Origin of the sequence: Streptomyces albofaciens JCM 4342, assembly GCF_008634025.1 — a bacterium.
Classification (GTDB): domain Bacteria; phylum Actinomycetota; class Actinomycetes; order Streptomycetales; family Streptomycetaceae; genus Streptomyces; species Streptomyces albofaciens.
The window spans coordinates 4,165,879-4,184,345 of record NZ_PDCM01000001.1; the positions used below are offsets into that span (position 1 = coordinate 4,165,879).

The 18,467-nt window shown below is 73.7% G+C and carries 16 protein-coding genes and 1 pseudogene; 8 read left to right on the top strand and 9 right to left on the bottom strand.

Annotated elements, in window-relative coordinates:
• The first annotated feature begins 65 nt into the window (after window positions 1-65).
• The 3 genes and pseudogenes from CP973_RS18635 to CP973_RS18650 all read left to right on the top strand — a co-directional run bounded on the left by CP973_RS18635 (window position 66) and on the right by CP973_RS18650 (window position 1,038).
• Window positions 66-461 carry a site-specific integrase gene (locus CP973_RS18635; protein ID WP_208853209.1) on the top strand — a complete coding sequence of 132 codons (396 nt, stop codon included), beginning with the start codon at window positions 66-68 and terminating at the stop codon, window positions 459-461.
• Between the two features lie 57 nt (window positions 462-518).
• Window positions 519-611, top strand: a pseudogene (locus tag CP973_RS18640) (acyl-CoA dehydrogenase family protein); the annotation flags it as partial.
• Window positions 612-822: 211 nt separating this feature from the next.
• Window positions 823-1,038 carry a hypothetical protein gene (locus CP973_RS18650; RefSeq protein WP_167538362.1) on the top strand — a complete coding sequence of 72 codons (216 nt, stop codon included), beginning with the start codon at window positions 823-825 and terminating at the stop codon, window positions 1,036-1,038.
• A gap of 20 nt (window positions 1,039-1,058) precedes the next feature.
• Here CP973_RS18650 and CP973_RS18655 read toward each other — a convergent pair whose 3' ends face one another.
• Window positions 1,059-1,256: a hypothetical protein gene (locus tag CP973_RS18655; RefSeq protein ID WP_030602009.1), complete on the bottom strand. Its 198-nt coding sequence runs from the start codon at window positions 1,254-1,256 to the stop codon at window positions 1,059-1,061.
• Window positions 1,257-1,406: 150 nt separating this feature from the next.
• Window positions 1,407-2,186 carry an alpha/beta fold hydrolase gene (locus CP973_RS18660; protein ID WP_150242159.1) on the bottom strand — a complete coding sequence of 260 codons (780 nt, stop codon included), beginning with the start codon at window positions 2,184-2,186 and terminating at the stop codon, window positions 1,407-1,409.
• 157 nt (window positions 2,187-2,343) lie between these two features.
• On the opposite strand from CP973_RS18660, the gene CP973_RS18665 reads away from it, so the two are divergent.
• The gene (locus CP973_RS18665; RefSeq protein ID WP_150242161.1) at window positions 2,344-2,889 is read left to right on the top strand and encodes an ATP-binding protein; all 546 of its coding nucleotides are present in this window, start codon (window positions 2,344-2,346) and stop codon (window positions 2,887-2,889) included.
• A gap of 37 nt (window positions 2,890-2,926) precedes the next feature.
• On the opposite strand, the gene CP973_RS18670 is transcribed toward CP973_RS18665, so the two are convergent.
• Window positions 2,927-3,679 carry a type 1 glutamine amidotransferase gene (locus CP973_RS18670; RefSeq protein ID WP_150242163.1) on the bottom strand — a complete coding sequence of 251 codons (753 nt, stop codon included), beginning with the start codon at window positions 3,677-3,679 and terminating at the stop codon, window positions 2,927-2,929.
• A 394-nt stretch (window positions 3,680-4,073) separates the two neighbouring features.
• Here CP973_RS18670 and gcl point away from each other — a divergent pair, with 394 nt between their 5' ends.
• Window positions 4,074-5,852, top strand: a complete 1,779-nt coding sequence (gcl, locus tag CP973_RS18675; RefSeq protein ID WP_150242164.1) for a glyoxylate carboligase — start codon at window positions 4,074-4,076, stop codon at window positions 5,850-5,852.
• A 123-nt stretch (window positions 5,853-5,975) separates the two neighbouring features.
• Here the strand turns inward: gcl and CP973_RS18680 are convergent, their stop codons facing one another.
• The 4 genes from CP973_RS18680 to CP973_RS18695 all read right to left on the bottom strand — a co-directional run bounded on the left by CP973_RS18680 (window position 5,976) and on the right by CP973_RS18695 (window position 8,978).
• A complete protein-coding gene (locus CP973_RS18680; RefSeq protein ID WP_150242166.1) occupies window positions 5,976-6,338 on the bottom strand; it encodes a GNAT family N-acetyltransferase in 363 nt (120 codons plus the stop codon).
• A 177-nt stretch (window positions 6,339-6,515) separates the two neighbouring features.
• Window positions 6,516-8,339, bottom strand: coding sequence for an ABC-ATPase domain-containing protein (locus CP973_RS18685; RefSeq protein ID WP_150242168.1), 1,824 nt, complete (start codon window positions 8,337-8,339; stop codon window positions 6,516-6,518).
• Between the two features lie 223 nt (window positions 8,340-8,562).
• Window positions 8,563-8,790, bottom strand: coding sequence for a hypothetical protein (locus CP973_RS18690; RefSeq protein WP_150242169.1), 228 nt, complete (start codon window positions 8,788-8,790; stop codon window positions 8,563-8,565).
• The gene (locus CP973_RS18695; protein ID WP_150242171.1) at window positions 8,787-8,978 is read right to left on the bottom strand and encodes a hypothetical protein; all 192 of its coding nucleotides are present in this window, start codon (window positions 8,976-8,978) and stop codon (window positions 8,787-8,789) included. Before CP973_RS18695 ends, CP973_RS18690 begins: the two co-directional genes overlap by 4 nt.
• Window positions 8,979-9,389: 411 nt before the next feature.
• Between CP973_RS18695 and CP973_RS18700 the strand changes: the two genes are divergently transcribed.
• Window positions 9,390-10,268, top strand: coding sequence for a helix-turn-helix domain-containing protein (locus tag CP973_RS18700; protein ID WP_150242173.1), 879 nt, complete (start codon window positions 9,390-9,392; stop codon window positions 10,266-10,268).
• A 52-nt stretch (window positions 10,269-10,320) separates the two neighbouring features.
• Here CP973_RS18700 and CP973_RS18705 read toward each other — a convergent pair whose 3' ends face one another.
• Together CP973_RS18705 and CP973_RS18710 are read right to left on the bottom strand one after the other, a co-directional pair.
• Complete coding sequence (locus CP973_RS18705) at window positions 10,321-11,697, bottom strand: amidohydrolase (protein WP_150242175.1); 1,377 nt, start codon at window positions 11,695-11,697, stop codon at window positions 10,321-10,323.
• 122 nt (window positions 11,698-11,819) lie between these two features.
• Window positions 11,820-12,797 (bottom strand): hypothetical protein, encoded by a 978-nt coding sequence (locus CP973_RS18710; protein WP_150242177.1) that lies wholly within the window; start codon window positions 12,795-12,797, stop codon window positions 11,820-11,822.
• A gap of 245 nt (window positions 12,798-13,042) precedes the next feature.
• On the opposite strand from CP973_RS18710, the gene CP973_RS18715 reads away from it, so the two are divergent.
• Window positions 13,043-14,002 carry a threonine/serine dehydratase gene (locus CP973_RS18715; RefSeq protein ID WP_150242179.1) on the top strand — a complete coding sequence of 320 codons (960 nt, stop codon included), beginning with the start codon at window positions 13,043-13,045 and terminating at the stop codon, window positions 14,000-14,002.
• 326 nt (window positions 14,003-14,328) lie between these two features.
• Window positions 14,329-18,459: an amino acid adenylation domain-containing protein gene (locus CP973_RS18720; RefSeq protein ID WP_244409594.1), complete on the top strand. Its 4,131-nt coding sequence runs from the start codon at window positions 14,329-14,331 to the stop codon at window positions 18,457-18,459.
• The last annotated feature ends 8 nt before the right edge of the window (window positions 18,460-18,467 follow it).

Genomic DNA, 18,467 nt, shown 5'->3' on the forward strand with positions numbered 1-18,467 from the left:
GATCTGGTCCAGGGTGGTGGCTGCGGCCGGCGGAGGTATGCGGCCAGCGCTGGACGGCCATCGACTTGAACCTCGGCACGCTGGAGGTCGCCAACACGCGGACGATGGTCGGCAACACGAGGGTGCTGGAGAAGGACACCAAGACGGTGTCCGTTGAGCGGGCGCTGCCGCTGCCGAAGTGGCCGTGGGAGGCACTGAACAGGTTCCGTGCCCAGCAGGCGCGGGAGAAGCTGGCCGCGGGTGCGGGGTACACCGACACCGGGTACGTCCTCGTGGACGAACTGGGGCTGGCGCTGAACACGCGGCACTTGCGGGAGCACGCCTACCGGCTCATGGAGGAGCTGGGACTGCGCCGCGTGCGGCCAATCTCGCCGTGGCTAAGTGATCTCCCTGTGTGGGAGAAATTTGGGAGACGATCATGCGGACGGAACCCGGAGGAACCAGTAAGCAAACCGGCGTAACCCCCGTCAAATGAGGTGGGTGAGCTGGGGAACGAGTAGGTTCCAAAGGTCACCGATCGGGACGCCGCCATCTACACCATCTTCGAGGGCACGAGCGAGATACAGCGGCTCGTCATCGCCAGGACGGTGGCCGGGGTGCCGATCCGGTAGGCGGCCCGCACCGGGAGGCACGGCCCGTACCGGGCGCCGCCCGCCGGCAGTACCTTGGCGCCCTGTACCGGAGGAGGCGCCGTGGACGAGGAACTCGCCGCCCTCCTGGCCGGAGCGATCGGGCTCGCCGGGGCGGTGATCGGGGCCGCGGTCGGCGGGCCGGCCGGCTATTGCGCGGCTAAGCACAGCGCGGAGGGCCATGCTCGGGCCGGTGGAGGTCCACGACGCCGCACGCGCGCTGATCAGCGCGGCCGATGCCTTCGTGGCGGCGTACCGTGAACCGACCGTGCTGCCGCAGGCCGAGGAACCGGTACGGCTCGACGACGTACGGGAGCGGGTCGCAGGCCGCAGGGCGGACGTACCCGCCTGCCTGAGCACCTTCTCCGCCGCCTGCCGCAACGTCCTGTTGCGGCAGGGCGACAGCTGACCGGGGCGGCCCCGGCCCGTTCAGGCGGCCATGTCCTGCCGCGGCACCACCTTGAACACGTCGCCGTGTGCGGAGTACACCACGTGCACATCCTCCCCGGCGGCGCGCAACACCTCCACCACCGCGTCCAGCATCGGCAGCGACCGGGCACTGCCCGCGGGCAGCTGGCGCGGTAACGACACGGTGGGCACGCGGAGCGGTTCTTCAACGACGTTCATCACAGATGTCCCCATCTCGGCACGGAACTTCCCCCGTCCGCCGGCACCACCGTGCCGACGGCATGGCCAGCATCCGGCAGGGCGATGAACGGAAGCTCAACGACTGCGGGACGGCGTCAATCCGTGCAGGCCGGGGCGGTTTCGGCCGGTTCAGCCGGCGGCTTGCGGCGCCAGCGCCGCCGCGACCGCGCGGACGTACCCCTCCGGGTTGTCCAGCATGATGTTGTGCCCGCAGTCGGGCACCGGCACCACCCGTACACCGGCCGCCGTCAATTCCTCGGCGCCCGGCAGCGGGGCATCGGCCCCGGGCAGCAGGTACGTACGCGGAATCGCCAGCTTCAGCAGCAGCTCGCGCATCACCGGTTCGCTGCCCCGGGTGAGGTGCACGGCGCTGCGGTGCAGCGCCTCCAGACCGGCCAGCCGCATCGTGGACCACCAGTGCGCGCCCGCGGCGTCCCGTACCCGCTCCCAGCCGCCCGCGAGGAACTCCTCCTCGGAGAGCGCGGCGATGCCCCCGCTGCCCGGCCGGTCCCGCCGTGGGGTGACCGGGTCGAGGTTGGCGTCGATCAGGACGAGCCGCGCCACCAGGTCCGGGTGCCGGGCGGCGAGCACGATCGCCACCGAGCCGCCCATGCTGTGGGCGATCACGTCCGCCGCGCTCACCCCGGCGGCCCGCAGCGCCTCGGCGACGGCGTCGGCGTGTGCCTCCAGGGTGTAGGAGAAGCCGGTGGGCCGGTCGCTGATGCCGAACCCGAGCAGGTCCAGGAGCAGCGAGCGGTGGCCCGCCAGACGCGGGTGCACGGCCGTCTCGGCGAAGTAGGCGGGTGAAGTGGCGCCAAGGCCGTGCAGGTAGACGCGGACCGGCTCCTCGCCCGGCAGTTCCACCCAGCGGATACGGTCGCCCTCGGGCGTCACCACGGCGTTGCGCACGGTCGTCTCTCCTGCTCCTCGGACCCGGGCGGTGGCCCGGAACGGCTGCGGACGCGGGCCCGGCTGCGCGCGGCGCGGCGCGTGCGGGCGCAGGACAGCTTGCCAGGCCCGTGAATTCGCTGGCGGGTCGGGTCACGGTCCACCGATCATGGCGGTGATGCAGCCCACGACGAAGGTCCTCGTCCTGTGCGGCGCCGCCGGGGTCGGCAAGTCCACGACGGCGTACGAGATCTCCCACCAGCTCGGCCGCGCGGACGTCCCGCACGCCGTCATCGACACCGACCAGCTGGACCAGGTGCACCCCTGGCCGCCGCCCGGCCTGGCGCCGAGCGAACTGTCCCGCCGCAACCTGGCCGCGGTCTGGGCGAACCTGGCCGAGGTGGGCCACACCCGGCTGCTCCTGACGGGCGTGTTCGTCACGCTGGAACGGGAGTTGGCGTGGATCGCCGACGCCGTACCGGGCGCCGACATCACCTCCGTACGGCTGACCGCCGACGTACCCACCCTGGAACACCGGGTCCGCCGCCGGGAGATCGGCTCCGAGACGGCCGGCCAACTCGCCCGCACCCTCCGCCAGCACGCCGCGCTCCGGCGCCCGGAGCCGCCGGGCACGACGGTGATCGACACCACCGGCCGGACGGTGGCCGCCGTCGCGGCCGAGGTGGTGCGGGTGTGGCTGGGCGGGGGAGAGGGAGAGGGGTAGTGACAGGGGGTAGGGCGGATCCGCGGGGCCGTACCCGTCAGAGGCCGGCGCGCTCCATGAAGAGGGTCCGCAGGTGGGCCAGGCTCTTCTCGGCCAGGGGGCGCAGGGCCGGGGCGGCGGCGAGGGCGTCGGCGCGCAGCCGGGCCGTGGCGTCGCGGCCGAGGGCGTCCTCGGCCTCGGTGGTGAAGGACGGTTCGGCGAGCCAGTCGTCCTGGAGGGCGGGGGTGACCTCCAGGTGGAACTGGAGGCCCCAGGCGGCCGGTCCGGCACGGAACGCCTGGCATTCGGTCGTCTCGGTACGCGCCAGGACGCGGGTGTCCGCGCCCGGGACGATGCGGTCGCCGTGCCAGTGGAGCACGGCGGGGGCGTCCGCCAGCGGGCCGACGACCGGGTCGTCGCGGTCCACGCCCCGCAGCGGTGCCCAGCCGATCTCGCCGGGGCGGCCCAGCTCGGCGCTCGTGCGTACGGCCAGGCCCTGGGCGCGGGCGAGGAGCTGAGCGCCGAGGCACACGCCCAGCGTCGGTATCCCGGCGCGCAGCGCGTCGGCCAGAAGGTCCCGCTCCAGCTTCAGCGCGGGGTGGCCCGTCAGGTCGTCCGCGTTCATGGGGCCGCCCATGACGACCAGCCCCGCCAGGCCGGACACCGGCGGCAGGGCGTCCGCCGCGGCGCCCGGCGTGTCGATCAGGTTGCGGATGTCGACGTGGAGACCGCTGCCGTCCAGCGCGTCGAGGATCAGTCCGGGCTTCTCGACCTCGATGTGCTGGAGGATCAGGACGGTACGGGCGGACATGGGGCGGTCTCCTCGGGGCGGGGCTGTGGGCCGACCGGGGCGGCAATGGCGTGACGCGCATCTTAACGCGCAGGTCAGGGCGGTGTTCCTGTGTGCGGGCGGGGTTCTCGCGTGCGGGCGGGGCCCTGTGCGGCGGGCGGCCCGAGCGGCCTGGCCGCCGCCGTCCGCGATCTGCCGGCCCCGGCACGGCACGGCTCGTACCGAAGCCGGACTCCGGCTCCGCGCACCCCGCTCACTCTCCGAGAGCTCCCTTGACGGCTGGAGGGGTGCGCTCTACTTTCTTTCTACTTCCGTCAAGCAAAACAAAGATTCCGTAATGCGGAAATTGAATAGCTCGCGCTTCCGCCCCCTCCGGGCCGGAAGCGACCCCGACAGGCCGACGCAGGAGTACTCGATGCCTCGAATGACCGCCGCTCGTGCGGCTGTGGAGATCCTCAAGCGCGAGGGCGTGACCAACGCGTTCGGTGTGCCGGGCGCGGCGATCAACCCGTTCTACGCGGCGCTCCGGGCCGGCGGCGGCATCCACCACACGCTCGCCCGCCACGTCGAGGGCGCCTCCCACATGGCCGAGGGCTACACCAGGGCCCGGCCCGGCAACATCGGCGTCTGCATCGGTACGTCCGGGCCGGCCGGCACCGACATGATCACCGGCCTCTACTCCGCGACCGGCGACTCGATCCCGATCCTGTGCATCACCGGCCAGGCACCGACCGCGGTGATCCACAAGGAGGACTTCCAGGCCGTCGACATCGCCTCGATCGCCGCCCCGGTCACCAAGGCCGCCACCACCGTCCTGGAGGCCGCTCAGGTCCCCGGCGTCTTCCAGCAGGCGTTCCACCTGATGCGCTCGGGCCGTCCCGGGCCGGTCCTGATCGACCTGCCGATCGACGTCCAGATGACGGAGATCGAGTTCGACCCGGAGACGTACGAGCCGCTGCCGGTGCACCGGCCGAAGGCGACGCGCAAGCAGGCCGAGAAGGCCCTCGCCATGCTCAGGGCGGCCGAGCGGCCCCTGATCGTCGCGGGCGGCGGCATCATCAACGCCGACGCCTCCGACCTGCTGGTCGAGTTCGCCGAGCTGACCGGCGTCCCGGTCGTCCCGACCCTGATGGGCTGGGGCAGCATCCCCGACGACCACCGCCTGAACGCCGGCATGGTGGGCCTGCAGACCTCGCACCGCTACGGCAACGCCACCTTCCTGGAGTCGGACTTCGTCCTCGGCATCGGCAACCGCTGGGCCAACCGCCACACCGGCAAACTGGACGTCTACACCCAGGGCCGCACCTTCGTGCACGTCGACATCGAGCCCACCCAGATCGGCAAGATCTTCGCCCCCGACTACGGCATCGCCTCCGACGCCAAGGCCGCGCTGGAACTGTTCATCGAGGTCGCAGAGGAACAGCGGGCCGCGGGCCAACTGCCCGACCGCGGCGAGTGGGCCGCCGAGGCACAGCACCGCCGGGCCACGCTCCAGCGCCGTACGCACTTCGACAACGTGCCGCTCAAGCCTCAGCGGGTGTACGAGGAGATGAACCGCGCGTTCGGCCCCGAGACCCGGTACGTCACCACCATCGGCCTCTCGCAGATCGCCGGCGCCCAGATGCTGCACGTCTACAAGCCGCGCCACTGGATCAACTGCGGCCAGGCCGGGCCGCTGGGCTGGACCATCCCGGCCGCGCTGGGCGTGGCCACCGCCGACCCCGACGGCAGCGTCGTCGCGCTCTCCGGGGACTACGACTTCCAGTTCATGCTGGAGGAACTGGCGGTCGGCGCGCAGCACCGCATCCCGTACGTGCACGTACTGGTCAACAACTCCTACCTGGGCCTGATCCGTCAGGCGCAGCGCAACTTCGACATGGACTACCAGGTCACCCTGGAGTTCGAGAACATCAACACCCCCGAACTCGGCGTCTACGGCGTGGACCACGTCAAGGTCGCCGAGGGGCTGGGCTGCAAGGCGATCCGCGTCACCGAGCCGGACCGGCTGCTGCCCGCCTTCGAGGAGGCCAAGAAGCTGGCCGCCGAGCACCGGGTCCCGGTGGTCGTCGAGGCCATTCTGGAACGGGTCACCAACATCGCGATGAGCGGCACCGACATCGGCAGCGTCAACGAATTCGAGGACCTGGCCACCGAGCCGGGCCACGCGCCGACCGCCGTCGTGCCGATGAGCTGATCCGGGCGGGCGGGGCCCGCCGCCCCCGCCCTGCCGCTTCCGCGCCCCGCGTGGGCCGAAGTCCCGGGGCTCCTTCAGCGGTCCGGCCAGTCGTCGCCCGCGATACGGGCGTGCAAGTGCTCGTCAGAGGAACTCGGCGCTGCCGCCGCGGAGGTCGATGTCCGCGATCCCGGCCAGTCCCACCGCCGCACCGCCCGCCGCGCCCGCCACGGCCCAGATGGCGGACTGTTCGTCGTGCCACCGCTGATGCCAGTGGGCGATCTTGTCCCGGGCACCGTCCGGCGACATCCGCGCGGGCCGGTTCCAGTGGCGGATGTCCGGGTCCTCATGGGCGGCGACCAGTACCTGTGCGTCGGCGGGCCGCCACGGGCGCAACTCGGCGTCCGCGGACAGCGGGAGGGTGGGCTGCTCGCTGTCGCGCAGCCGGCCGGCGGGCACGACGGGAGGGATGGGGGAAGCGACGGGCGGGGTCATGGGTCGGGGCATGCGGGGATCTTGCCAAAGGCCGGGTACGGGCGGCGTATGGCCCGCTGCCCTGCCCCCGACCCCCGGCCCTCGGTCCCGGCTTCCGGTCCCCGGCCCCCTGCCCCGGCTCCTGGTCTCCGGCCCCCGGCTCCCGCTCCCCTGGCCTCCGGTCCCTGGCCTCCGGCCTCCGGCCGTACCTCAGCCGCCCGCTTCCACCCCCGCGGGCCGCCCCAGAACCCGCAGCCCCCGCAGCCGGTTCAGGGCCGCGGCCACCTCGTGGCGGCGCGGCAGCGCGAAGTCCTCGTCGCGGACGGCCAGGAGGCGGTGGGCGCCGTCCTCCAGGTCGGCGTCGAGCAGGTCGAGCGCTTCGGCCAGCGTGCGCCTGCCGTCCACGTACCCGCGCCGCACCATCAGTTCGAGGGCCAGGCCGATGCCCACCACCTGGCGCGCGTCCGCGATCTGCTCGACGGCCCGCAGGTCGACGTCGTGCTCGCCGAAGGTCAGCGCGTCGTCGCCGCGCGCCCGGACACGGGAGCGGCCGCGTACCGACGTGTCGAGCGAGCCGGGGTCCGGGCGGCGGTGCGCGACGCCGGGGAAGGACTCCGCCTCCGCGGTCCGGCCGGTCGGCACCGCCGCGAGCTGCCGCGCCCGCGCGGTGACATCGGACGGCAGGTACGCGTCCATCATGAGCACCTGGTCCGCGACCTCCATGTAGTCGCCGGAGCCGCCCATCACCAGCACGGTGGAGACGCCGTGGTCCCGGTGCAGCGAGCGCACCAGGTCCACGAACGGCGTCAGCGGCTCCCGCTCCTTGGCCACCAGCGCCTGCATCCGCGCGTCGCGGATCATGAGGTTGGTGGCCGCGGTGTCCTCGTCGATGAGCAGTACCCGGGCGCCCGCCTCGACGGCCTCGCAGAGGGCGGCGGCCTGCGAGGTGGAGCCGGAGGCGTTGTCCGTACGGAAGTCGGTGGTGTCCGCGCCGCTCGGCAGATGGTCCACGAAGGCGTGGACGTCCACCCGCTCGACCCGCCGGCCGTCCTCCGAGCGGATCTTGACGGTGTCGGGCCGGGCCACCACCAGTTCGCGGCCGTCGCCGGGCACATGGTCCCAGATGCCGGTCTCCAGGGCGCGCAGCAGTGTCGACTTGCCGTGGAAGCCGCCGCCGACGATCAGGGTGACGCCCTCGCGCACCCCCATGCCGGTGACCGTCCCGGCGTGCGGCAGGTCCACGGAGACCCGTAGCTCCTCGGGCGAGGCGAAGGGGACGACCCCGCCGCCGGTCGCCGGGCGGTCGTCCACGCCGCTGCGCCGGGGCAGCACCGCGCCGTCCGCGACGAACGCCACCAGGCCGAGGCCGGGCAGCGCGGCCCGCAGCGCGTCCGAGTCCTCGACGGTGTCCGCGAAGGCCCGTACGTCGTCGGCGTCCAGGGACGGGTAGCGCAGTGCGCGCTCGGCCACCTCCGGCAGCAGTTCGCACAGGACGTGCTCCGCCGCGTGCCCGTCGATCCGGCGGCCGTGCCCCGGCAGGTCCACGCCCAGCCGCAGCGTCACCGCGCCGTCCCGCGCGTCCACCAGGCAGGAGCTGCGTTCCAGCACCTCCTGGCCGCCCGCGTCCACACGCAGCGACCGGTGGTCCGCCGCCTCGGCGGCCCGCCGGGCCAGATAGCTCGCCAGCGCCCGCCGCCGTACCGGCGACTCCCACAGATCCGCCGGGAATCCGGCCTCCTCGGCCGGTACGCGCAGGGCGACCCGCGCGGGCGGCGCGTACGGGTCGGACTGCCCGCGGATCACCTCCAGGGTGAAGCCGGGCATGGCCCAGGTGCCGAGGAGGGACTTGTACCTGCCGTACGAGGCGCCGTCCATCCGGCGCAGCTCCCCGGCCAGGCCGTCCCGGATCCCCTGCGGGCGTCCGGCCGGCCGCCGGTCGGAGGTACGGCCGTGGCCACGGTCCCGGCCGTATTCGCGGCCTCGGCCGTATCCGTGGCCTCGGTCATGGTGGTCACGGCCTTGAGGGCGTCGCACAGCGCCTGCACCTTTCGCATCGCGTCATCCGGTCGCCGGTCGATCACCGGCCCGACGGCCGACGATACCCAGACGGACGGCGTACCGTCGCACGCCGATGGTGTGCCGCTTTCCGCACCGCCCCGTGTTGCGCGCCCTGCGCCACGCCCGTGCCGCCCGTGCTGTGTGAAGGGCGGGGCTCTGGGCGGCCCCGCCCTTCCGTACCCGTATCCCGCCCGCTCCGTCAGTACACGGTGAACGGGAACAGCCGCCGGGTTTCGTCCGCCCGCGCGTCCCGGCCGCCACCCGTGCGTACCGGCCGCACGCCGACCAGCGTGGCTTCACCGCACGCGCAGATCACGGACGTGGCGATCCGCAGCCGGCCGGAGCAGTCGACGACCGGGGTGGTGAAGGTGCGCGGCTCCGGCGCACCGCACCGGCGGCACACCGCCGCCTCCGGCGATCCGCTCACCGTCCCCACCTCGCTCCGCCCGCCGCGGCGGCCGGCGTCAGGGCCGACGCCGCGAGCAGGACCCAGAGGGCCTCCGGCGGGAGGGGGAAACCGGAAGGGGCGGGCGTCACCAGCGTGACGCCCACGATGAGCACCGCCAGGAAGGCGGCGCCCGTACAGCGAAGGGCTATCCTGCAATGGACGAACATGAGGTCTCCTTGTGCGTGACGTGCATGGGGTCTCGTGAGGTCGGCAGAAGGCCGTTCCCTGCTTCCCGCCAGAAGCACCAGGGAGCGGCCTCCGCGTTTTCCTGCGGGGTGCGGGTTGCTCCCGGGCTCCCGCCCCCGTCCGGCCGCGGTCACCGGTCAGTTCACATGGCGTGCTCCTTCCGTCCCGTCGGGGCCGTGCGTGGTGGCGCGGCCCGTAACCGCAGTCTCGGCCCCGCGCTCACCTGCGCCCATGCCTGGGCGACGGGCGGCGGAATTCATGAGCAGCACGACGGCGTGCACGGACACTGGCGAACACCCGTGACACGGGCGGACAATGACGGACGGCCACGGAACATCTGTGTCACCGCGTCCGTGCCACCGCCGTCACCGCGCTCCCGGGGGGATGAACCATTGACCGGCCGGCCCCCGTCCTCGCCCGCACCGCAACCCGTACCGGAACCCGTGGCGGCGTTCGCCGAGCAACTGCGTGAACTGCGCCTGCGCTGCTTCGAGCCCACGGAGGCCCGCCTCGCCCTCCAGATGAAGTGCGGACGCAGCTCGGTGTCCGCGATGCTCAACGGCCGCCGCTTTCCCAGCTGGGAGCTGACCTGCGCCTTCGTGACCGCGTGCGGGGAGGAGCCGGCGGACTGGCTGGACCGGTGGCGGAACGCGAAGCGCCGCCTGGACGCGCTGCGCAGGGAGCCGGACGGCCGCGCCGGGGCGGTGCGCCCGGCCGCGCTGCCGGACGTCGGGGGCGACGCGCTGCTCGCCGCGACCTGGTACCGCAGCAATCCCGAGTTCTACTCCGCCGCGGCGCGCAGCGTCCGGTCGGCGCGGTCGGAGATCCGGGTCACCTACACCCGCCGCTACCCGCCCGACCAGTACACGACCAAGGCGTCCGCCGACTACTTCGCGGACATCCTGGCCTGGGCCCGCGAGGACACCGAGGACCAGCGCAGCGTCCGCCGCATCATCGGCATCCCGGAGACGGACGGCGTGCCCGACAAGGACGTCCTCGCCTGGGCCCGGCGGCACCGCGCGGAGACCGACGACATCCTCAACTACGAGGCCAGTGTGCTGCGGTGGACGGCCGCCGCGGACGGCCTGAACATGGCCCTGATCGACGACAGCGTCGTCTTCCTGGCCTTCTCCGGCGGCGCCCGCCAGAAGCTGAACGGCTTCAGCGTCCAGGACCGCACCTACATGTCCTACTTCGCCGCCTACTTCGAACAGCTGTGGACCCCGCTCCAGCCGCTGGGCGCCTATCTGGACGCGACGGCCGGCTCCTGAACGCCGGCGCGCCCGGCCGCCGCAGTGCGTGACGTGTGCGGCGTGCGGGTGCTCAGGCGTCGTAATGCTGTACGCGGTCGCCGTGGCCGCGGTCCAGCAGGGCGGGCAGCCGGGTGCGGATCTCCGCGGTGATCGCGGGGACGTCTAGGGTCAGCAGGCGGCGGTCGCGCATGAGGACGCGGCCGTCGACCACGGTGGTGCGCACATCGCCGGAGCGGACGCTGTGCACCAGCGCGGTGGCCAGGTCGTGCACCGGCTGGACGTGCGGCCCGGTGAGGTCCACCAGCACGATGTCCGCCCGGTGCCCCGGCGCGATCCGCCCCACCCGCCCGTCCAGGCCGAGTGCGCGGGCGCTCTGCGTCGTCGCGTGGTCGAGCGCCTGGCGGGCGGTCAGCCACCGCGGGTCCCGTTCCGCCGCCTTCTGGACGAGGGCGGTGAGGGTCATGCTCTCCCAGACGTCCAGGGTGTTGTTCGACGCGGCACCGTCCGTCGCCAGGCCGACCGGGACGCCGATCGAACGCAGCAGCCGTACGGGCGTCGTGTCCCACGCGAACTTCAGATAGCCCCTGGGGGCGGTGGCGACGCCGACGCGCGCGGTGGCGCGGCCGAGGACCGGGAGGTCCCGCTCCAGGATGCCGGTGCCGTGGGCGATCAGCACGTCCACGTCCAGCAGACCGGCGCGGTGCAGCGTCTCGACGGGCGTGCGGCCGCGGCGGGCGAGGCTGTGTTCGGTCTGTTCGCGGTTCTCGGCCGCGTGGAGGTGGACCGGCAGGCCGTGCTCGTCGGCGAGTCCGGCGGTCGCGCGCAGGTCCGCGTCGGAGACGGTGTACGGCGCGTGCGGCGCGAGCGAGGTGGTGATCCGGCCGCCGGCGCCGCCGCGGTGGCGCAGCGCGAAGTCCAGGGAGCGTTCGCGGCCCGCCGGGCCCATCGAGGAGAAGTACGCCCAGCCGAGGTTCGCCCGCAGCCCGCTCACCTCCACGGCGTGTGCCACCTCGTCCATCGCGAAGTAGTGGTCGGCGAACGTGGTGACGCCGCAGCGGATCAGCTCGGCGCAGGCGAGCAGCGCGCCGAGCCGCACGTCGTGGTCGGTGAGGTTGGTCTCGGCCGGCCAGATCCGCTCGTTGAACCACTCCTCGGTGGGCAGGTCCTCGGCGCTGCCCCGGAAGAGCACCATCGGCGCGTGGGTATGGCAGTTGACCAGGCCGGGCACGACGGCCTGGCCGCGGGCGTCGAGGCGTTCGGCGGCGGGCAGGTCCGCCACCGCCGCGGCCGTGGTGACCGCGTCGATGCGGCCGTCCCGTACGACGACCGCGGCGTCCTCGGCGAAGCCGATGCCGTCGTGGTCGTCGTGGACGAGTACGGTGCCGCCCTCGATCACCAGGTCGGCGGCGTCGGGGCGGGCGGGGGTGTGCGCGGTGCGGTCGGACACGGTGGCTCCCTGGGGTGGGGCGGTGTGCCACGACCATGGCACGGGAGGGGCGCGGGTGGGGGAGGGGCGTGGCAACCGGCCGTCCGGCCCCGCGCCTGCCGCGCCCCTCGGCGCCCCTGCGCCTACCGCGCGTCGGCCGGGGCCAGTACGTCGTCCGCGAACCGCGGAACCTCCGCGTTCTCGTTCTGCCCGCCGTTCTTCTCGCGGATCCACTTGCCGGCCAGGGCGGGGATCCACGCCGAGAACTCGCTCTGCGTCAGGTCGCCCGGGACCTCGCCGCCCAGCTTGTTGATGTCGGCGGCGGGCAGGCCGCCGGGCGCGTCGAGGCGTTCGCCCGGGGCGTCCTTCATCGTCGCGTCCCAGACCTGGAGGGCGAAGGTGGTGCAGTTGCGGGCGGACGTGCCCGCCCAGCCACCGGTGAGGACGAAATTCCAGCTCGGCAGGAGCGTGTATTTCTCGTTGAGTTCCGCCCGCCGGCCGATTTCCTGGCGGAAAGCCTTCTGCTGTGCGCCGGTCAGCTTCTTGCAGCGTGCGGCGCGCGGGGAATAGGCCTGGCCCTGGTCCTGCTTGCGGCTCGGCCGGTCCCATTCGACGAGCGGCTTGCCCGGGACGTTGATGTCGTAGCCGGTGTAATTGACGGACATGCCGTCGACCGGCGAGCCGTCGCCGTTGGTGCCGTCCGGGTCGTTCGGCTGGAACGAATAGGTGTCGTAGCGGGCCTCTTCGCCCCCGTCGAGTTTCCGGTGCAGCGCGCCGCCGGAATTGAAGTGCACGAGCCAGCTGTGGCCGAAGACGTGCTGGCTCACGTTCAGTTCGTACAGCAGCTTGTTCATCTGCTCGGCGTAGGACAGCTTCCCGTACTTGCGCTGGAAGTCCTCGCTCTTCCACAGCGCGTGGGCCCGCTTGGCGACGTCCCAGACGTACCCGCCGGTGGTGCGGTCGGTGATCTCGGTGCTGTAGATGCACAGCACGTTGTCCGTCGCGCGGGCACCGGACGGCGGCGGACCGCCCGCGGCCTGGGCGGCGGGCGCCTGGAGCAGCCCCACGAACAGGGCCGTCGCGACGGCCGGGGCGAGCATGGCGGGCTTGCGTAATGTCATGACGTGCGGAGATTTCCCTTCGGTCGGCCGGCGGCCAGGACGCGCCGCCGGCCCGGCGTACCAAGATCATTTCGCCGTACGGTCCGCGCACCAAGGGCGGAAAGTCCTGACGGGGCGGGACTTTCGCCCCCTGGTCGCGGTGGGGCCCACGGGGGCGCGTGATCAACTGGACCGGTCCGGGCGGGAGGCGGGCCTCCCGGCCGGCGGCATGGCCGACGACGTTCCCACCGGGAGAGTGATCCGTGATGAGCAGCAGCATCAGCTACGAGGACGTGCGGGCGGCGGCCGGCCGGATCGCCGGGGACGTGCGCCCGGTGACCGTCGCGGCGGTCGACCCGGGCACCTTCGGGCCCGCCGAGGGCTGGCTCGCCTACGAGTTCACCCAGCACACCGGATCGTTCAAGGCCCGCGGCGCGGCGAACTTCATCGCGGCGCACCGCGCGGCCGGCGCCGTGCCCGAGGCCGGCGTGGTCATCGCCTCCGGCGGCAACGCCGGGCTGGCCTGCGCCTGGGCCGCGGCCCGGCACGGCATCCGGGCGACCGTGTTCGTGCCGGAGACCGCGCCGCCGGTCAAGGTCGCCAGACTGCGGCTGCTCGGCGCCGACGTGCGCCGGGTGGGCACCGAGTACGCCGCCGCCCTGGAGGCGTCCCGCGAGCATGTGGCGCGGACCGGGGCGCTGGAGTCGCACGCGTACGACCACCCGCTGATCGCGGCCGGCGCCGGCACCCTGCTGGAGGAGATCCGCGCCGCGCTGCCCGGCCTGGACACGGTGGTGGTCGCGGTCGGCGGCGGTGGTCTGTTCAGCGGGGTCGCGGCGGCCGCGCACCACCACGGCGTACGGGTCGTGGCCGTCGAACCGGAGAACTGCCGGGCGCTGAACGCGGCGATCGAGGCGGGCCGGGTGGTCGACGTACCGGTGCGCTCCGTCGCCGCAGACTCGCTGGGCGCCCGCCGCGCCACCGGAATGGCCCTGGACTGGGCCCGGCGCGCCGACGTGGTCTCGGTGCTCGTACCGGACGAGGCGATCCTCGACGCGCGCCGCGCGCTGTGGGACGACCGCAAACTGGCGGTCGAGCACGGCACGGCGGCCGCCTACGCCGCGCTCCGCTCGGGCGCGTACCGGCCCGCGCCGGGGGAGCGGGTGTGTGTCGTCGTGTGCGGCGCGAACACCGACCCGTCGGACCTCGTACGCCCCGGAGAGTGACCCCGGCAGCACGCTTTGGCGCACGCGTTCGACGCACGCGTGACCGCCGGACCGGGGGCCGGCCCGCCGCCCGGCCCCCGGCGCCGCTCCGCGCTCCCCCCGGAATTCCGCCGGTGAGCCGCGCGTGAGCGGCCGTGCGGGCGGTCCGCGCACCGTGCTCCGTCCCCGTCAGCGCACACCCGTGCAAAGAGATTTGCCGACGAACCGATACACCCGTCATGTGCGCTCGTTGGCCCTGTATGGCGCGTGAGGTGCGACCGGTCGGGTGGCCCCGCCACCGGCCCGGCCGCCGTGAAGACCAGCACCTTCGTCAGGAGACGGCAAGCATGAACAGGAAGCCAGGCAACCGCGGCCGCCGGATGCCGCTGACCGTCGCGCAGACGGGGATGTGGTTCTCCCAGGAGCTGGACACGGAGAACCCGATCTACCGTGCCGCCGAGTACGTGGACATCCACGGCCCGGTCGACCTGGCCCTGCTCGACGCCGCGGTGCGCCACACCGTGGCCGGCGTCGACACCGTACGGGTCCGCTTCGAGACCGACGCGGACGGCGGTGTGTGGCAGGTGCCCGATCTGGCGGACGACTGGGCGCTGCCCGTCGTGGACCTGCGGGGCCCGGGCGACCCGTGGGCCCGGGCCGAGGAATGGATGTGGGCCGACCTGCGCGAGCCCGTCGACCTGCGCCGCTCCCCGCTGTTCAGCTTCGCGGTGCTGCGGCTGCCGGACGACCACTGCGTGCTGTACATGGCCCTGCACCACATCGTCCTGGACGGCTACGGCTTCTCCCTCTTCATCCAGCGCATCGCCGAGGTCTACACCGCGCTGGAGGAGGGCCGGGACATTCCCCCCTGCCGGCTGAACACGCTGGCGGAACTGCTGGCCGACGAGGCCGCGTACCACGCCTCCGAACGGTTCACCCGCGACCGCGCGTTCTGGGCCGAGCGGTTCGCCGGCCGGGCCACCGACACCGATCTCGCGAGCCGCCTGGCCACCGTCCCGCACCGCTTCGTCCGCGAGACCGCCCACCTGCCCGCGCCCGCCGCCGACGGGCTGCGCTCGCTGGCCCGGCAGACCCGGTCCGGGCTGCCCGTCGTCGCGATGGCGGCCCTCGCGCTGTACGTGCACCGGATGAGCGGCAACCCCGATGTGACGCTGGACCTGACCGTCACCGGCCGGGTCGGCGCCGTGGCCCGCAACGCGCCGTCCATGCTCGCCAACGTGCTGCCGCTGCACGTCGAGCTGGGCCCGTACACGACCGTACGGGAACTGGTGCGCCACACCTCCGAGCGGGCCCGCGGACTGCTGCGCCACCAGCGCTACCCGTCGCCGTACCTCGTCCAGGAGCTGGGCGCCGCGCACACCGGCGGCCCCCTCGGCGACTGGGGCATCAACATCATGAGCTACGACCCGGAGCTGAGCTTCGGGCGGCACCCGGCCACCTTGCACAACCTCTCCAACGGGCCGGTCACCGGCCTCGGCGTCAACGTCTACGAGCGCACCGACGACGGCCGCCTGCGCATCGACTTCCAGGCCGACCCGGGCCTCTACGACGCCGAGATCACCGCCGCCCACCAGCGCCGCTTCCTGGCCCTGCTCGACACGCTCGCCGCGGTCGACCCCGGGCAGCCCGTCGGCGGCATCGACCTGCTGCCGGCCGCCGAGCGCCGCCGGGTGACCACCGGCTGGAACGACACCGCCCGTACCGTCCCGGTCACCACCCTGCCCGACCTGTTCCAGGAACAGGCCCGCCGCACACCCGACGCCACCGCGCTCGTCTGCGGCGCCACCACCTGGACCTACGCCGAACTGAACGCCCGCGCCAACCGGCTGGCGCACGCGCTGATCGCACGCGGCGCCGGGCCCGAGACGTTCGTGGCGCTGGCGCTGCCGCGGACGGCCGAGCACATCGCGGGCCTGCTGGCGGTGCTCAAGACCGGCGCCGCGTATGTGCCGGTCGACCCGGAGCTGCCCGCCGAGCGGATCCGCTTCCTGCTCGCCGACACCCGCCCCCGGTGCGTCCTCACCACGACGGCGGCCGGCGGGCGCCTGCCGGACACCGCCGCCGCGCTGTGCCTCGACGACCCCGCCATCGGGCGGGACCTGGCGAACCGGCCGGTCACCGACCCCACCGACGCCGACCGGCGGAGCCCGCTGACGCCCGGCCACCCGGCCTATGTGAGCTACACCTCCGGGTCCACCGGGCAGCCCAAGGGCGTCGTCGTCGAACACCGGCAGCTGACGAACCTCTTCTTCGACCACAAGGCCGAACTGATCGACCCGGAGACGGCCGCGGCCCGGCGCCGCCTGCGGGTCGCCCTGACCGCCGCGTTCTCCTTCGACACCGCCTGGGAGGGCCCGCTGTTCCTGGCCGCCGGCCACGAACTCCACCTGGTCGAGGACGCCGTACGCCTCGACCCGGCCGCCCTCGTCGCCTACATCGCCGACCGGCGCATCGACTTCCTCGACCTCACCCCCACCTACCTCCACCAGCTCCTCGCCGCCGGGCTGTTCACCGGCGAGCGGCACCGGCCGCGCATCCTCATGGTGGGCGGCGAGGCCGTCGACACCGCCCTGTGGGAGAAGCTGCGCACGCTGCCCGGCACCACGGCGTACAACTACTACGGGCCGACCGAGTGCACCGTCGACGCGGTCTACTGCCGCATCGCCGACCAGGACGGACCGCCCGTCATCGGGCGCCCCGGGCGCAACGTCCAGGCGTACGTCCTCGACGCCGCCCTCAACCCGGTGCCGCCCGGCGTGCCCGGCGAGCTCTACCTGGCCGGCGACCAGATCGCGCGCGGCTACCTCGGCCGGCCGGCGCTCACCGCGGAGCGGTTCGTCGCCAACCCGTTCGCCCACGCGGGCAGCGGATCGGCCGGCGGCACCTGCGGTGACCCCGGCGTGCCCTGCACCTGCGGCGCGCCGGGCTCACGCATGTACCGCACCGGCGACCGGGCGCGCTGGACACCCGACGGCATCCTCGAATACCTCGGCCGCGCCGACGGGCAGGTCAAGGTGCGCGGCTTCCGCATCGAGCCCGGCGAGATCGAGACGGCCCTGGCCCGGCACCCCGGCGTCGCCCACGCGGTGGTCACCGTACGGGAGGACACCCCCGGCGACCGCCGCCTGGCCGCCTACGTGGTCCCCGGCGGGGCCCCCGGCCGCACCGCGCCCGCCCGCATCCCCGCCTCACGGCGCGCCGACGGCCGTACGCCCCCCGTGCCCGCGCCGGTCGACGCCGAGACCCTGCGCGCCTGGGCCGCCGCCCGCCTGCCCGAATACATGGTCCCCAGCGCCTTCGTCCTCCTGGACCAGCTGCCGCTGACCTCGAACGGCAAGCTCGACCGCGCCGCGCTGCCCGCCCCCGAGGCCCCCGCCGCCCGCAACGGCCGGGCCCCGCGCGGCGCCCGAGAGAAGGTGCTGTGCTCGCTGTTCGCCGAAGTGCTCGGGGTACGGCAGGTCGGCATCGACGACGACTTCTTCGCCCTCGGCGGGCATTCCCTGCTGGCGGCCAAGCTCATCAGCCGTATCCGTTCCGCCCTGGGCGCCGAACTCTCCATCCGCGCGCTCTTCGAAGCGCCGACCGTCGCCGAGCTCGTCGAGGCGCTGGAGACCGGCGGCGCGACGGACGGCTTCGAGGTGTTGCTGCCGCTGCGCTCCCAGGGCACCCGGCCCCCGCTGTTCTGCGTCCACCCCTCCGGCGGCCTCAGCTGGTGCTACGCGGGGCTGCTGCGCCACCTGAGCCCGGACGTGCCGGTGTACGGACTCCAGGCGCGCGGTCTGGCACAGCGGACGGCGCTGCCCGCCACGTTCGAGGACATGGTCGCCGACTACGTCGCCCAGATCCGCGCCGTCCAGCCCACCGGCCCCTACCACCTGCTGGGCTGGTCCCTCGGCGGTGCGCTGGCCCACGCCATCGCCGTCCGGCTCCAGGCCGGGGACGAGCGGGTGGCGCTGCTGGCCATGCTCGACTCGCGCCCCATCGACCCGCACGGAGCGGCCGGCACCGCCGTGACGGAACACGACATCCTCGCGCTCCTCCTGGAGGCGGCGGGCCACGATCCGGACCGGTTCCCGCGCCCGCTGACGGTCCCCGGCGTGGCAGCGGTGCTACGGGGGCAGAACGGCGGCGGCGCACTGCTCGACGCGCTCAAGGAGCACCCCGCACTCGGCGAGGACCGCCTCACCGCCGTCACCGAGGTGTTCACCAACTCGGTCAAGCTGCTGCCGACCTTCTCCGAGGGCGTCTTCGACGGTGACCTCCTCTACTTCCACGCCACCGAGGACAAGCCCGCCCACGCCCCCACCGCCGACTCCTGGCGGCATCTGGTCACCGGGCACATCGAGAACCACGACATCGGCTGCACGCATCACGCGATGACCCAGCCGGGGCCGTTGGCGCGGGTCGGCCGGGTGGTGGGGGCGCGCTTGGAGGCGGGGGTGGGGACGCGTCGGTGACCCGGCGG

Bases quoted from the DNA above. Each gene is read 5' to 3' on its own strand.
- CP973_RS18655 (WP_030602009.1), bottom strand. From the start codon at position 1,256: ATGAACGTCGTTGAAGAACCGCTCCGCGTGCCCACCGTGTCGTTACCG.
- CP973_RS18665 (WP_150242161.1), top strand. From the start codon at position 2,344: ATGCAGCCCACGACGAAGGTCCTCGTCCTGTGCGGCGCCGCCGGGGTC.
- CP973_RS18670 (WP_150242163.1), bottom strand. From the start codon at position 3,679: ATGTCCGCCCGTACCGTCCTGATCCTCCAGCACATCGAGGTCGAGAAG.
- gcl (WP_150242164.1), top strand. From the start codon at position 4,074: ATGCCTCGAATGACCGCCGCTCGTGCGGCTGTGGAGATCCTCAAGCGC.
- CP973_RS18680 (WP_150242166.1), bottom strand. From the start codon at position 6,338: ATGCCCCGACCCATGACCCCGCCCGTCGCTTCCCCCATCCCTCCCGTC.
- CP973_RS18695 (WP_150242171.1), bottom strand. From the start codon at position 8,978: ATGTTCGTCCATTGCAGGATAGCCCTTCGCTGTACGGGCGCCGCCTTC.
- CP973_RS18710 (WP_150242177.1), bottom strand. From the start codon at position 12,797: ATGACATTACGCAAGCCCGCCATGCTCGCCCCGGCCGTCGCGACGGCC.
- CP973_RS18715 (WP_150242179.1), top strand. From the start codon at position 13,043: ATGAGCAGCAGCATCAGCTACGAGGACGTGCGGGCGGCGGCCGGCCGG.
- CP973_RS18720 (WP_244409594.1), top strand. From the start codon at position 14,329: ATGAACAGGAAGCCAGGCAACCGCGGCCGCCGGATGCCGCTGACCGTC.